The organism is Pseudomonas gingeri (assembly GCF_013385635.1).
GTDB classification, from domain to species: Bacteria; Pseudomonadota; Gammaproteobacteria; order Pseudomonadales; family Pseudomonadaceae; genus Aquipseudomonas; species Aquipseudomonas gingeri_A.
The window spans coordinates 90,501-103,518 of the sequence record NZ_JACAPR010000003.1; the positions used below are offsets into that span (position 1 = coordinate 90,501).

General features: G+C 60.2%; 15 protein-coding genes. 10 read left to right on the plus strand and 5 right to left on the minus strand.

Annotated elements, in window-relative coordinates:
- Positions 1–235: 235 nt before the first annotated feature.
- Positions 236–568 (plus strand): PA4575 family protein, encoded by a 333-nt coding sequence (locus HX851_RS02955; protein WP_017123446.1) that lies wholly within the window; start codon positions 236–238, stop codon positions 566–568.
- 4 nt (positions 569–572) lie between these two features.
- Here the strand turns inward: HX851_RS02955 and HX851_RS02960 are convergent, their stop codons facing one another.
- A complete protein-coding gene (locus HX851_RS02960; protein ID WP_177055283.1) occupies positions 573–2,399 on the minus strand; it encodes a hypothetical protein in 1,827 nt (608 codons plus the stop codon).
- Positions 2,400–2,570: 171 nt separating this feature from the next.
- Here HX851_RS02960 and HX851_RS02965 point away from each other — a divergent pair, with 171 nt between their 5' ends.
- From HX851_RS02965 to bamJ, 3 genes are all read left to right on the plus strand, one after another.
- Positions 2,571–3,059, plus strand: coding sequence for a TIGR00645 family protein (locus HX851_RS02965; RefSeq protein WP_177055281.1), 489 nt, complete (start codon positions 2,571–2,573; stop codon positions 3,057–3,059).
- A gap of 134 nt (positions 3,060–3,193) precedes the next feature.
- Entirely contained in the window at positions 3,194–3,499 is a 306-nt protein-coding gene (locus HX851_RS02970; protein ID WP_017123449.1) for a DUF6482 family protein, read from the plus strand.
- 117 nt (positions 3,500–3,616) lie between these two features.
- Complete coding sequence (bamJ, locus tag HX851_RS02975) at positions 3,617–4,234, plus strand: BamJ family beta-barrel-assembly machinery protein (protein ID WP_017123450.1); 618 nt, start codon at positions 3,617–3,619, stop codon at positions 4,232–4,234.
- A gap of 138 nt (positions 4,235–4,372) precedes the next feature.
- Here the strand turns inward: bamJ and HX851_RS02980 are convergent, their stop codons facing one another.
- The 3 genes from HX851_RS02980 to HX851_RS02990 form a co-directional block, all read right to left on the minus strand.
- Positions 4,373–4,630, minus strand: coding sequence for a PA4570 family protein (locus tag HX851_RS02980; protein WP_177055262.1), 258 nt, complete (start codon positions 4,628–4,630; stop codon positions 4,373–4,375).
- A 254-nt stretch (positions 4,631–4,884) separates the two neighbouring features.
- Positions 4,885–5,226 carry a zinc ribbon domain-containing protein YjdM gene (locus tag HX851_RS02985; protein WP_177055260.1) on the minus strand — a complete coding sequence of 114 codons (342 nt, stop codon included), beginning with the start codon at positions 5,224–5,226 and terminating at the stop codon, positions 4,885–4,887.
- A 200-nt stretch (positions 5,227–5,426) separates the two neighbouring features.
- Positions 5,427–6,395, minus strand: a complete 969-nt coding sequence (locus HX851_RS02990) for a polyprenyl synthetase family protein (protein WP_177055258.1) — start codon at positions 6,393–6,395, stop codon at positions 5,427–5,429.
- A gap of 241 nt (positions 6,396–6,636) precedes the next feature.
- On the opposite strand from HX851_RS02990, the gene rplU reads away from it, so the two are divergent.
- The 5 genes from rplU to HX851_RS03015 all read left to right on the plus strand — a co-directional run bounded on the left by rplU (position 6,637) and on the right by HX851_RS03015 (position 10,528).
- On the plus strand, positions 6,637–6,951 hold the full coding sequence (rplU, locus tag HX851_RS02995; RefSeq protein WP_003176051.1) for a 50S ribosomal protein L21: 315 nt from the start codon (positions 6,637–6,639) through the stop codon (positions 6,949–6,951).
- Between the two features lie 34 nt (positions 6,952–6,985).
- Positions 6,986–7,243, plus strand: a complete 258-nt coding sequence (gene rpmA, locus HX851_RS03000) for a 50S ribosomal protein L27 (protein ID WP_003176049.1) — start codon at positions 6,986–6,988, stop codon at positions 7,241–7,243.
- Between the two features lie 339 nt (positions 7,244–7,582).
- Positions 7,583–8,806 (plus strand): Obg family GTPase CgtA, encoded by a 1,224-nt coding sequence (gene cgtA, locus HX851_RS03005; protein ID WP_177055256.1) that lies wholly within the window; start codon positions 7,583–7,585, stop codon positions 8,804–8,806.
- Positions 8,807–8,927: 121 nt separating this feature from the next.
- Positions 8,928–10,046: a glutamate 5-kinase gene (gene proB, locus HX851_RS03010; RefSeq protein WP_177064936.1), complete on the plus strand. Its 1,119-nt coding sequence runs from the start codon at positions 8,928–8,930 to the stop codon at positions 10,044–10,046.
- Between the two features lie 20 nt (positions 10,047–10,066).
- Positions 10,067–10,528, plus strand: a complete 462-nt coding sequence (locus HX851_RS03015; protein ID WP_177064938.1) for a CreA family protein — start codon at positions 10,067–10,069, stop codon at positions 10,526–10,528.
- A gap of 182 nt (positions 10,529–10,710) precedes the next feature.
- On the opposite strand, the gene rpsT is transcribed toward HX851_RS03015, so the two are convergent.
- Complete coding sequence (gene rpsT / locus HX851_RS03020; RefSeq protein ID WP_017123459.1) at positions 10,711–10,989, minus strand: 30S ribosomal protein S20; 279 nt, start codon at positions 10,987–10,989, stop codon at positions 10,711–10,713.
- A gap of 386 nt (positions 10,990–11,375) precedes the next feature.
- On the opposite strand from rpsT, the gene murJ reads away from it, so the two are divergent.
- Positions 11,376–12,914, plus strand: a complete 1,539-nt coding sequence (gene murJ, locus HX851_RS03025; RefSeq protein ID WP_177055250.1) for a murein biosynthesis integral membrane protein MurJ — start codon at positions 11,376–11,378, stop codon at positions 12,912–12,914.
- The last annotated feature ends 104 nt before the right edge of the window (positions 12,915–13,018 follow it).

Sequence of the window (13,018 nt, forward strand, 5' to 3'; positions counted from 1 at the left end):
TGGTGCTCTCAAGGGCCTCTTCGCTGGCAAGCCAGTTCCCACAAGTTCCGCAAGTGCAGGGCCAAGGGCGGGGGTCAAGGCTTTGGCGCCCGTTCCCCTGGCGCCCGTTGGTCCTCCAGGTCCTTGCGCCCGGTAGATTTATTCTATTCTCTGGGCAAGGACATCCACTGTAGTCACTGGAACGATGCAGCTTCCCGTCGGAAGCTGAAGACAGGACCTACCGAGGGTCGCCGCCATGTCGCGCAGCCTTTGTCTTACCCGTCAATGCCTGGGCCTGGTCACCCGTATCGAATGCGTCATTCGTCCGCTCGCCGGCGATAACGGGATGTGGACCCTCTTGTTCGCTGCCGGAATGGCCGGTGAGCAACCCTCCGCGATCAAATCCCAGGGCCCTTTCCATGGCCCCTTCGTCGCTGAATCCATACTCGATTCGATTGTCGAAAGCCTGACTCTGCACGGCTACGAACTGGCCGAAGAACCGCAGATCTGGCGCCTGCACCTGCAGGCCCAGCTACGGCAGATCAACGGCGAGCGCGGTCGGCATCCGGGTGGCTACGAACTGCACTGAGGCATTACTCGGCGGGTTCGTTGCTCTGGACCTTGTCGAGCTTGACCTCGAAACCGTACTCGACGGTCTGCAGGTTGGTGCGCTGGTAGCTTTCCAGCTGCGTCGGCTGGCCGTAGAAGTAGTGCACGTCATAGAGCGGCGGTGAGTCCGCTTTCTCGTTATGGCGGGTGGCGAGGATTTCCTTCAGGTAGTTGCCGCTGTCGTCCCTGGCGTAGAAGCGCCAGGACTCGGCCGGGAACAGTTTCTGGTCGACCACCAGGGCATTGCCCTTGAGTTCCAGGCCCTTGGGAAGCTGGCGGGTATCCAGGGTGTTTTTCTGGATATCGGCGAGAAACAGCGGTATCGAGCCGATGGCATAGGCCGGCGTTTCCGGGAACAGGTTGAGGTCGTAGGTGATGGTGCCTTCCAGCGGGTTGACCTCGAACGCTTCCTTGGGCAGCTCCAGCGGTTCGCCGCGTTTTCCCTGTTCGTCTTCGGCAAAGAAGGTGACCGGGCTGTCGCCGGGGCTGAAGGATGAGCCGAGCAGTTCGTCGTTGAAGGTCTTCGGATGGTCGAACTCGATGCGCGCGGCGCTGGCGTCGTCCACGGACTGGCTGATGCTGACACTCTTTTTCAGCTGTTCGGCGTCGAGATCGGCATCCTTGAGGTAGTGGGTCGCCTGGTCGTCATAGACCACCGCCGGCATCGGCAACGGCTGGATTTCCTTGCTGGTGGTGTCATCGAACTGGCGTATCGGCAGGTCCAGTTCCTTGCGGTTGACGGTGGCGCCGGAGAAATCCAGCACGCTGATTTCCAGCTTGTCGACCATGCCGTTGAAGTACACGCGGGTGTAATGGCTGCTCTGCCTGGCTTCGAAGGCTTTCTGTTCGTCATCGAGTTTCTTCTCGAAGGCGTCGCTCCAACTCTTCTGCTTGAGCATTTCATCCAGCTGTTGCTGGTAGAAGGCGATCTGTGCGGCGTTTTCATTGATCGACCCCGAGCGCGAGAGGAACTGCCCGGTACTGTCCTTGGCCTGGGCGATCAGCGGGTTCAGTGGGGTGTCACCGACCTGGGCGGCCTGGGGGGCGCTGTTGCTCAGTTCGATCTCGGCATTGTTCTTGTCGAGGGAAACCAGGGTCAGGCTGATGTTTTCGTTGGTCTGCCGCTTGCCGATGTCCTTGCGGGTCAGGTCGAAGGTAAAGACCTTGCGCGGGGCGATCACCTCGACCTTGCCGTGCAGGGTCAGCGGTTGGGGCTGGTTGCGATTCTCGACCTCCACCCCGTCGACATACGGGTAGGTCACCGTCAGGTCGTCGGGGTTGGTCATGTTGGCGCTGGATGGGCTCAACTGGATGCCGGGATCGGTTTCCGACCATTCGGGCTGGAAAGGCACGACCTGTTTGTTGCTCAGGGTCACCGACTGCCATTCCAGGGCGTGGGGGAAGGGAAACTCGGTCGGGTAGTTGAAACTGAACGGGAAGATCGGCTGCAGGTCGGTCAGGTAGTCGGAGCTGGAGGCCTTGCGCAGCACGAACAGCCCGTTGATGTAGGTGTCGGCCAGGGCCTGCGGGGTCGGGTAGTGCTTGAGCAGCGCCAGGGCATCGTCGCTGTACTCGGTCTCGATCGGCTTGTCCCGCAGCCGCAGGCGAGCACGTTCGAGCAGCAGCAACGAGCCGCCGAGGTCCGCGACGGCGTCCTTGAGCTTGGGGTCCTGGATCGTGTCGAGGGTCTTTTCGAATTGCGCGGTTCTTTCCTCGAGACTGGTCTGTTGCTGCTTGTCGTCGGGGGAACAGCCGCTCATCAGCAGAGCGACCGAGAGTCCGAGGCAACCCAGGGGGCGTCGCAAATCCATTGTTCGGTTTTCCTGTCCACAGTGCATGCGCGATGTCGTTGATGCCGACACTAGCAGAAAATCGCTTTTGCAGAGCTGTCACTCTGTTGAACGAGGCGCCTGCCGCGAGCTTTTTCCCTCGGGTTTCACCGCTGGTATACTCGCCGCCATTTCAGGCGATATGTGAGATTCATGGAACGTTTTATCGAAAATGCAATGTATGCCTCGCGCTGGCTCCTGGCGCCGATCTACTTCGGACTGTCCCTGGGGTTGCTGGCATTGGCGCTGAAGTTCTTCCAGGAAGTGTTTCACGTCATCCCCAACGTGTTTGCCATGGCCGAGGCCGACCTGATCCTGGTGCTGCTGTCGCTGATCGACATGGCGCTGGTGGGCGGGCTGCTGGTGATGGTGATGATTTCCGGCTACGAGAACTTCGTTTCCCAGCTGGACATCGATGAAGACAAGGAAAAGCTCAGCTGGCTGGGCAAGATGGACTCCACCTCATTGAAGATGAAGGTGGCGGCCTCCATCGTGGCGATCTCGTCGATTCACCTGTTGCGGGTGTTCATGGATGCCAAGAACGTCGATCCGGTGCACTTGCAGTGGTACGTGATCATCCACATGACCTTTGTGATCTCGGCCTTTGCCATGGGTTACCTGGACAAGCTGACCAAGCACTGATCGGCACGTACCTGGCCTTGTCCGCGCCGCCCGTCCGTTGTGAAACGGACGGGCGGCGTCGTTTTCGCCTTGTGCTTTTGCCGGACGAGGCATATGCCTGTCTGTAGCCCAGTCCGAAAAGTCGAGGTGCGCCCATGAACCTGCAAGAGCTGAACAGTTTCGCCCTCGCCGGGCGGATCGACGAGTTGAACCTGATCTCCCTCGAAGGTGGCATCTATCTGCTGGAAGCGCGGATGCACGGAGCGGCCTACCCGCTCAACGACGATCACGGGCAGACCCTGCACCTGCGTTCGGTGGAGCATGCGAGGGAGGTGCTGGAAAGAATGCCGAAGCTGCCGTTCCACCTGATCCATACCTCGGTGCACGACGAAATGTGCGGGATGCCGGCCAGTGCCGAGGACAGCCTGAAGGTGCCCATCGCCTTCCATTCTGGCTGGTGAGGCTGCTGACAGCGGACGCTTCTGTGCTAGTCTGCTCGCCCTTTTTGGTTCCGGGCGCGAGGGGAAATGCCGTATTCCAGGGTGTTTTCCAGAGCAGACCCATAGCGGAGCAGTGTTATGTCCGAAGTAAATCTGTCCACCGACGAAACCCGCGTCAGCTACGGCATCGGCCGTCAGCTGGGCGACCAACTGCGTGACAACCCGCCACCGGGCGTGAGCCTGGACGCGATCCTGGCCGGTCTGACCGACGCGTTTGGCGGCAAGCCAAGCCGTGTGGGCCAGGACGAACTGTCCGCCAGCTTCAAGGTCATCCGCGAAATCATGCAGGCCGAAGCGGCCGCCAAGGCTGAAGCCGCGGCAGGTGCCGGCCTGGCATTCCTGGCTGAAAACGCCAAGCGTGACGGCATCACCACCCTGGCATCGGGCCTGCAGTTCGAAGTGCTGACTCAAGGTGAGGGCGCCAAGCCATCCCGTGAGGACACCGTTCGCACTCACTACCACGGTACCCTGATCGACGGCACCGTGTTCGACAGCTCCTACGAGCGTGGCCAGCCAGCCGAATTCCCGGTAGGCGGCGTGATCGCCGGTTGGACCGAAGCCTTGCAACTGATGAATGCCGGCAGCAAATGGCGCCTGTACGTGCCGAGCGAACTGGCCTACGGCGCTCAAGGCGTTGGCAGTATCCCGCCGCACAGCGTTCTGGTGTTCGACGTCGAGTTGCTCGACGTTCTGTAACCCGCCGCACCCGCCTCTCTACGGGGGCGGTCCTTGTGTGGGAGGTCGGACCGCCGCGAAGGCGGTCTTACTGCCACAAGCAATGTGGCGGATGTACTGGCCTCTTCGCGGGCAAGCCCGCTCCCACAGACACCGTTGTCATACCTGCAGCTTGCTGTTCAGTTCTCCCGTCGGGCGCAATGCCCGGGCATAGCAGAACAGAAACAGGTTGCGCACCAGTTCCTTGAGCACCAACGGCTCGCTGGAACTCAGGCCGCTGACATCCAGGTCACCCTGGTCCTGCAGTTCATTCAGGGCTTCTTCTTCCAGCACCGCACAGACTTCACCCGTTTCCCGATGCAGGATGCGCAGGTAAGGGTGTGGGCGGTCCAGCCAGGCATCGATCAAATAAGTCATGGTCTCATCTCCTTGAAGGATTTCAATGAGAATAATTCTTATTCAAAGAATAGCAAGTGCCTATTGGCGGATTCCTGGTTTTTCTGTGGGGGAATTGTCTGGCGTCAAGCGGGGGAGAAGGCGATTACATTGATCGTTCCCACGCCCTGCGTGGGAATGCAGCCCATGACGCTCTGCGTCACTTGCAGAGCGGACGCGGAGCGTCCAGCGAGTATTCCCACGCCGGGGCGTGGGAACGATCATGTATGGGGTACTCAGACCTTTCTGACGAACTCGGATTTGAGCTTCATCGGGCCGATGCCATCGATCTTGCAATCGATATCGTGATCGCCGTCGCACAGGCGGATGTTTTTGACCTTGGTGCCGACCTTGACCACCAGGGAGGTGCCCTTGACCTTGAGGTCCTTGATCACGGTGATGGTGTCGCCATCCTGCAGGACGTTGCCCACGGAATCCTTTTTCACGCTGTCGTCGGACGCGGTCTCGGCTTCGCCGGCGGCTGACCACTCATGGGCGCACTCCGGGCAGACCAGTTGGGTACCGTCTTCGTAGGTGAATTCGGAATTGCATTTCGGGCAGGGTGGCAACGTGCTCACTAAGGCTCCTCAGGTTAGGGAAGGCTAAAAGCGCACATTATATAGGGTTTTAACGGAGGAGGGGGCACGGCAACAGAGGGCAGGTTGACGCAGAACCTTGTAGGCGTCCGGCTTGCCGGCGATGGCATCCGCAAGGGCGGCGCATGGCCCAGGGGCCTCATCGCCGGCAAGCCGGCTCCTACAGTAGAACGTGGTTTGCCTTAGTGGGTACGGGCAACCGCGAACTCGCTCAGTTCCACCAGCGCATCGCGATACTCGCTGGCCGGCAAGGCTTCCAGGCAGGCGATTGCACGGGCGACGTAGTCACGGGCCAGTTGTGCGGTGTATTCCAGCGAGCCCGAGGCTTCGACGGCGGCGCGGATGCTTTCCAGGTCCTCGATTCCGCCTTTCTGGATCGCCTGGCGCACCAGGGCAGCCTGCTCCGGAGTGCCTTCGCGCATGGTGTAGATCAGCGGCAGGGTCGGCTTGCCTTCGGCCAGGTCGTCACCGACGTTCTTGCCCAGGGTCTCGGCATCACCCTTGTAGTCCAGCAAGTCGTCGACCAGTTGGAAGGCCACACCCAGGTGGTCGCCGAAGGTACGCAGGGCTTCGGACTGTTCCGGCGTGGCCTGGCACAGGGCTGCGGCGCTGTGGGTGGAGGCTTCGAAGAGCATCGCGGTCTTGCCGCGGATGACTTCCATGTAGGTTTCCTCGGTGGTGCTGGCGTCACGCACCTTGGACAGCTGCAGCACTTCGCCTTCGGCGATGATGCGCGTGGCCTGGGAGAGAATCTTCATGACCGGCATCGAGCCCAGCTCAACCATCATCTCGAACGAGCGCGAGTACAGGAAGTCGCCGACCAGCACGCTGGGGGCGTTGCCCCACATGGCATTGGCGGTGGAGCGGCCGCGGCGCATGCCGGACATGTCGACCACGTCGTCATGCAGCAGGGTGGCGGTGTGCAGGAACTCGATGGTCGCCGCCAGCAGGCGCAGGTCATCGCCTTCGCGCCCCAGGGCCTTGCCGCACAGCAGCACCAATAAAGGACGCAGGCGCTTGCCCCCGGCCGAGGTGATGTAGTCGCCGATTTTCGAGACCAGCGGCACCCGGGAAGTCAGCTGCTTCTTGATGATGCCGTCGACGGCGCTAAAATCGTCCGCCACCGCGCGGTAGAATGCTTGGGGTTGCATCAGCGAGAGTCGCTCCAGAAGGGTTGCGCGGCATGCTAGGGCGGGGGTCCGGGCCTGTCAAGGCACCATACCTGGCCACTTGCAAGGATCAGGCGGCTTGCGTACAATCGCGCACCCTGAACTTCCTGGGCAGCACCTGCCTTACGCAATTGCACTTGGGCCGTTCCAGCCCCATGCAGCCATGCCAGCCAATACCTTTACCTATAAAGCGCTGGGTGAGCAGGATTATCGGAGAAATACCATGTCTTACGCAGTAATCGTTACCGGCGGCAAGCAGTATAAAGTCGCTCCAGGTGAATACCTGAAGATCGAAAAACTGGAAATCGCCACCGGCGAATCCGTTACTTTTGATCGCGTTCTGTTGGTCGCCAATGGCGATGACGTGAATATCGGTGCTCCAGTTGTTGCTGGCGCTACCGTTGTGGCTGAAGTGATTTCCCAAGGTCGTCACGATAAAGTCCGCATCATCAAGTTCCGTCGTCGTAAGCACCACATGAAGCGTATGGGCCACCGCCAGTGGTACACCGAGATCAAAATCACCGGTATTCAGGCTTAATTTCAGCCTAATTCCTCACTAGGAGAATTGACTCATGGCACACAAAAAAGCTGGTGGTAGTACCCGTAACGGTCGCGACTCAGAAGCCAAACGCCTTGGCGTGAAGATGTATGGCGGCCAGAAAATCATTCCGGGCAACATCATCGTGCGTCAGCGCGGCACCCAATTCCACGCCGGTTACGGTGTTGGCATGGGCAAGGATCATACCCTCTTCGCTAAAATCGAAGGCGTGATCAAGTTTGAAGTAAAAGGCGCTTTCAACCGCCGTTACGTGAGCGTTGTCGCGGCTTAATCGCGAGAATGCTGGAGAAGCCCCGTCTTGCGACGGGGCTTTTTCGTTTGTGGGGTGAGTCTCTTGCAAAGCTGTTTGTATGGGCTGCCGGCGCTGGATTTTTCGGTCGTTGAGTGGGTTTGTTCGAAAGCTCGCCGAGCGGCGATCAGGCAAGGCAAAAACAGGCGAGGAAGCGCAGTTTAGTCCGCTAAATGAGCATCCGAGGCTGTTTTTAACGCAGTATGATCGACGCGCAGGCAGGTTTCGGGCAAGGCCTGAGTCGCCGCGCTCATCTTTGCAAGGGTCTTATACTTGTATTTGTGATTTTTCGGCTCGTCCCGGTGGCGAGAGGCGTGTGTTATGAAGTTCGTTGATGAAGTATCGATTCGCGTAAAGGCCGGTGACGGCGGCAACGGTTGCATGAGCTTCCGTCGGGAAAAGTTCATCGAAAATGGTGGTCCCAACGGTGGCGACGGTGGTGATGGCGGTTCGATCTACATGGTTGCCGATGAAAACCTAAACACCCTGGTGGACTACCGCTACACCCGGCACTTCGATGCCGAGCGCGGTTCCAATGGTGGCAGTACCGACTGTACTGGCAAGAAGGGTGAGGATCTGGAGCTGCGCGTGCCGGTCGGTACCACGGTGATCGACTCCGCTACCCAGGAAATCATTGGTGACCTGGTCAAGGCCGGCCAGCGCCTGCTGGTGGTTCATGGCGGCTGGCACGGCCTGGGCAACACCCGTTTCAAGTCCAGTACCAACCGGGCTCCGCGCCAGACCACGCCGGGCAAGCCGGGTGAGCAGCGCGACCTCAAGCTGGAGATGAAGGTGCTGGCTGACGTCGGCCTGCTGGGCTTGCCGAATGCCGGCAAAAGTACCTTTATCCGCTCGGTCTCGGCCGCCAAGCCGAAGGTGGCGGACTATCCGTTCACCACGCTGGTGCCGAACCTGGGCGTGGTCAGTGTCGATCGCTGGAAAAGCTTCGTCATCGCCGACATTCCGGGTCTGATCGAAGGTGCTTCGGAAGGTGCTGGCCTGGGTATTCGCTTCCTCAAGCACCTGGCGCGCACGCGTCTGTTGCTGCACCTCGTCGACATGGCGCCGCTGGATGACAGCAGTGCGCCGGATGCCGCCGAAGTGATCGTCAACGAGCTGGCTCGCTTCAGTCCGTCCCTGGCGGAGCGTGATCGTTGGCTGGTGCTGAACAAGTGCGACCAGATCCTCGAGGAAGAGCATGAGGAGCGGGTCAAGGAAGTGGTCGAGCGCCTGCAGTGGACCGGTCCGGTCTATGTGATCTCGGCGATTGCCAAGGAAGGGACCGAGCGTCTGACTCGCGACATCATGCGTTACCTGGAAGATCGCCTCGATCGCCTGGCCAATGACCCGGCCTACGCCGACGAGTTGCGTGACCTCGATCAGCGTATCGAAGATGAGGCGCGTGCCCAGCTGCAGGCCCTGGATGACCAGCGAGCCCTGCGCCGCAGCGGCGTCAAGAGCGTCCATGATATCGGTGACGATGACTGGGATGAAGAAGATGTCGATGATGAAGATGGTCCGGAAATCATTTACGTCCGCGACTGATTCATTGGTTAAACTACTACGCCGCTCACTGAAGCGGCGTTTTAGTCTCTGTAAAACGTAAATCACATAATCGCGTGGATGGTGCTCGGTCGTGCCATTCGCTGGCTAAGGTTGGAAGATCATGCGGAGCAAGGTGACAGGTGCGCAGCGTTGGGTCGTGAAGATCGGCAGTGCACTGCTGACGGCGGACGGCAAGGGTCTGGATCGCGCGGCAATGGGTGTCTGGGTTGAGCAGATGGTGGCCTTGCACGAGGCTGGCGTGGAGCTGGTGCTGGTGTCATCCGGCGCGGTGGCGGCGGGCATGAGCCGGCTGGGCTGGACGGTGCGACCGAGTGCCATGCACGAGTTGCAGGCGGCGGCGGCCATTGGCCAGATGGGCCTGGTGCAGGCCTGGGAGTCGAGCTTTGCCGAGCATGGTCGTCATACCGCGCAGATCCTGCTGACCCATGATGACTTGTCCGACCGCAAGCGTTACCTCAATGCGCGCAGCACCCTGCGGGCCCTGGTGGAGCTCAAGGTGATCCCGGTGATCAACGAGAACGACACCGTGGTCACCGATGAAATCCGTTTCGGCGACAACGATACCCTGGCGGCGCTGGTCGCCAACCTGGTGGAAGCGGACCTGCTGGTGATCCTGACGGATCGCGATGGCATGTTCGACGCCGATCCGCGCAACAACCCCGATGCCCAGCTGATCTACGAAGCCCGTGCCGACGATCCGGCGCTGGATGCGGTGGCGGGCGGTACCGGCGGCGCCCTGGGGCGCGGCGGCATGCAGACCAAGCTGCGTGCGGCGCGGCTGGCGGCACGCTCCGGTGCGCATACCATCATCGTCGGCGGTCGCCTGGAGCGGGTGCTGGATCGCCTCAAGGCGGGCGAGCGCATCGGTACCTTGCTGTCGCCCGAGCGCGGCATGTTGGCGGCGCGCAAGCAGTGGCTGGCCGGGCATCTGCAGACCCGTGGCACGCTGGTGCTGGATGATGGGGCGGTCAATGCCCTGGCGCGTGATCACAAGAGCCTGCTGCCGGTGGGGGTGAAGCTGGTGCAGGGTAGCTTCCGTCGTGGCGAAATGGTCGTGTGCGTGGCTGCGGATGGTCGTGAGATTGCCCGTGGGCTCGCCAACTACAGTGCTCTTGAGGCGCAGAAGATCATTGGCCAGTCGTCTGAAGCGATTGTCGGGTTGCTGGGGTATATGGCGGAACCGGAACTGGTTCATCGCGATAACCTTATTCTGGTGTGATGGGTTCGAGGGAGAAGGGCATGGGGTTGGCAAAAGGATTGTTGGGGTTGTTCCTGGCGATGCCGTTGTGGGTGTCGGCCGAGGAAATCGGCCAGGTGTCCACGGTGTTCAAGTTCGTCGGGCCGAATGACCGGATCGTGGTCGAGGCGTTCGATGATCCGAAGGTCGAGGGTGTGACCTGCTATCTGTCCCGTGCCAAGACGGGTGGCCTGAAGGGTGGCCTGGGGTTGGCGGAAGATCGGGCCGAGGCCTCGATTGCCTGTCGCCAGGTCGGGCCGATTCGCTTCAGTGGTGAGCTGAAGGATGGTGATGAGGTGTTCAAGGAGCGCACGTCGCTGGTATTCAAGACCATGCAGGTGGTGCGTTTCCTCGACAAGAAGCGCAATACGCTGGTGTACCTGGTCTATAGCGATCGCCTGATCGAGGGCAGCCCGCAGAATGCGGTGACGGCTATTCCGATTCTGCCTTGGCCGAATCAGTGAGAATCAAGGGTTACCCGCTGCTATTGGTTGTCGCGAACCTGTAGGAGGCAGGTCTTGCTCTTGCGGAGTTTGATAGATCGTTCCCACGCTCCGCGTGGGAATGCCACCCGTGACGCTCCGCGTCACAAGTCGCAGGCAATAAAAAACCGACCCTGGGGTCGGTTTTTTAACAAGCGTGTCGCTTAGGCTGCAGCAGCAAGGTTCAGAGCCTTGATGTGGCCATTCAGACGACCTTTATGGCGAGCAGCCTTGTTCTTGTGGATGATACCTTTATCGGCCATGCGGTCGATAACAGGAACAGCCAGAACATAGGCAGCTTGCGCTTTAGCAGCGTCTTTTGCGTCGATGGCTTTAACTACGTTCTTGATGTAGGTACGAACCATGGAACGCAGGCTGGCGTTGTGGCTGCGACGCTTCTCAGCCTGTTTTGCACGTTTTTTGGCGGAAGGTGAGTTGGCCACCGTCGAGCTCCTCGAAAGACTTTTTAGGAAATAGCAAACAAAATAGGCCGCGAATCATGCCGATGAGTTGAAGTCTTGTCAAGGGCGGGCGATGCGTTCCGCTGAGTGGTCGATGCAGTCCTCGTGAAAACTACTGCGCTCGACAATACTGCGTTAAAAACAGGCTCGGAATGCTCATGTAGGTCCCTACACTCCGCGCCCTCGCCTGTTTTTGCCTTGTCTTGCCTTCGCTCGCTACGTTTTCACGGGGACTGATGACGGATATTTCTTTCCGGCGCACGACCTGTAAACTCGCGAGCTTTGGCTCTGTGCTGTTGCGGCGCGGAGTATCGCATAGCTGGGCGCTTTATTCGCCTGTTCTTTACCCAAAGGCACATAAACCTTCAATGAATCTGCTCAAGTCGTTGGCCGCCGTCAGCTCTATCACGATGATTTCCCGGGTCCTGGGGTTTGTTCGCGACACCATCATCGCGCGCGCCTTCGGCGCCGGAATGGCCACCGATGCCTTCTTTATCGCCTTCAAATTGCCCAACCTGCTGCGCCGGATCTTTGCCGAAGGGGCCTTTTCCCAGGCGTTCGTGCCGATCCTGGCAGAGTACAAGAGCCAGCAGGGCGAGGAGGCGACCCGCACCTTCATTGCCTATGTGAGCGGCATGCTGACCCTGGTCCTGGCCCTCGTCACGGTGCTCGGAATGGTGGCCGCGCCCTGGGTGATCTGGGCCACCGCGCCCGGCTTCACCGATACGCCGGAGAAGTTCAAGCTGACCGCCGACCTGTTGCGGGTGACCTTTCCTTATATATTGCTGATCTCGCTGTCGTCCCTGGCCGGGGCGATCCTTAATACATGGAACCGTTTCTCGGTCCCGGCATTCGTGCCGACCTTGCTGAATGTCAGCATGATCATCTTTGCGCTGTTCCTGACGCCGTATTTCGATCCGCCGGTGATGGCGCTGGGTTGGGCGGTTCTGGCGGGCGGCCTGGCGCAGTTGCTCTACCAACTGCCGCACCTGAAGAAGATCGGCATGCTGGTACTGCCGCGCCTGAATCTGCGTGACAGCGGCGTCTGGCGGGTCATGAAGCAGATGCTGCCGGCGATTCTCGGGGTGTCGGTCAGTCAGATTTCGTTGATCATCAACACGATCTTCGCCTCGTTCCTGGTGGCGGGCTCGGTGTCCTGGATGTATTACGCCGATCGCCTGATGGAGCTGCCGTCCGGCGTACTGGGCGTGGCCCTGGGGACTATCCTGCTGCCGATCCTGTCCAAAACCTACGCCAGCAAGGACCGCCACGAGTACTCGCGCATCCTCGACTGGGGGCTGCGCCTGTGCTTCCTGCTGGTGTTGCCGTGCTCTCTGGCCTTGGCGATCCTCTCCGAGCCCCTGACCGTTTCCCTGTTCCAGTATGGCCAGTTCAGTGCTTTCGACGCCTCCATGACCCAGCGGGCGCTGATCGCCTACTCGGTGGGCCTGCTCGGGATCATCATGATCAAGGTGCTGGCGCCGGGCTTTTATGCGCAGCAGAACATCCGCACGCCGGTGAAAATCGCGCTTTTCACCCTGGTGGTCACCCAATTGCTCAACCTGATCTTTATCGGGCCGCTGGCCCATGCCGGGCTGGCCCTGGCCATCAGTGGCGGTGCCTGCATCAATGCCGGCCTGCTGTTCTGGCAGTTGCGCAAGCAGAAACTGTTCATGCCGCAACCGGGCTGGCTGGTGTATCTGCTGAAGCTGCTGGTCGCTGTCGGCGTGATGTCGGCGGTGTTGCTGGGCTTGATGCAGTTGATGCCGGCCTGGGACCAGGGGCATATGCTCGAACGTTTCCTGCGCCTGGGCGCACTCGTGGTGGCTGGGGTGGTGGCCTACTTCGGGATGTTGCTGTTGATGGGTTTGCGCCTGCGGCATTTCAATCGCAAGTCGTTGATGTGAAGTGCGCTTTTGAGCGCGCTACGTTCCTGTTCAGCCTGGCTTGCCAGCGATGAGGCCCTTGAAGCTTTACGCCGCACGGGCGGACGCCATCGCCGGCAAGCCGG

What these genes read in the sequence shown, in the direction of transcription:
- HX851_RS02960 (WP_177055283.1), bottom strand. Translation starts at nt 2,399, where the DNA reads ATGGATTTGCGACGCCCCCTGGGTTGCCTCGGACTCTCGGTCGCTCTG.
- HX851_RS03015 (WP_177064938.1), top strand. Translation starts at nt 10,067, where the DNA reads ATGGGGTTGGCAAAAGGATTGTTGGGGTTGTTCCTGGCGATGCCGTTG.
- rpmA (WP_003176049.1), top strand. Translation starts at nt 6,986, where the DNA reads ATGGCACACAAAAAAGCTGGTGGTAGTACCCGTAACGGTCGCGACTCA.
- HX851_RS02955 (WP_017123446.1), top strand. Translation starts at nt 236, where the DNA reads ATGTCGCGCAGCCTTTGTCTTACCCGTCAATGCCTGGGCCTGGTCACC.
- murJ (WP_177055250.1), top strand. Translation starts at nt 11,376, where the DNA reads ATGAATCTGCTCAAGTCGTTGGCCGCCGTCAGCTCTATCACGATGATT.
- proB (WP_177064936.1), top strand. Translation starts at nt 8,928, where the DNA reads ATGCGGAGCAAGGTGACAGGTGCGCAGCGTTGGGTCGTGAAGATCGGC.
- HX851_RS02990 (WP_177055258.1), bottom strand. Translation starts at nt 6,395, where the DNA reads ATGCAACCCCAAGCATTCTACCGCGCGGTGGCGGACGATTTTAGCGCC.
- bamJ (WP_017123450.1), top strand. Translation starts at nt 3,617, where the DNA reads ATGTCCGAAGTAAATCTGTCCACCGACGAAACCCGCGTCAGCTACGGC.
- HX851_RS02980 (WP_177055262.1), bottom strand. Translation starts at nt 4,630, where the DNA reads ATGACTTATTTGATCGATGCCTGGCTGGACCGCCCACACCCTTACCTG.
- cgtA (WP_177055256.1), top strand. Translation starts at nt 7,583, where the DNA reads ATGAAGTTCGTTGATGAAGTATCGATTCGCGTAAAGGCCGGTGACGGC.
- rplU (WP_003176051.1), top strand. Translation starts at nt 6,637, where the DNA reads ATGTCTTACGCAGTAATCGTTACCGGCGGCAAGCAGTATAAAGTCGCT.
- HX851_RS02965 (WP_177055281.1), top strand. Translation starts at nt 2,571, where the DNA reads ATGGAACGTTTTATCGAAAATGCAATGTATGCCTCGCGCTGGCTCCTG.
- HX851_RS02970 (WP_017123449.1), top strand. Translation starts at nt 3,194, where the DNA reads ATGAACCTGCAAGAGCTGAACAGTTTCGCCCTCGCCGGGCGGATCGAC.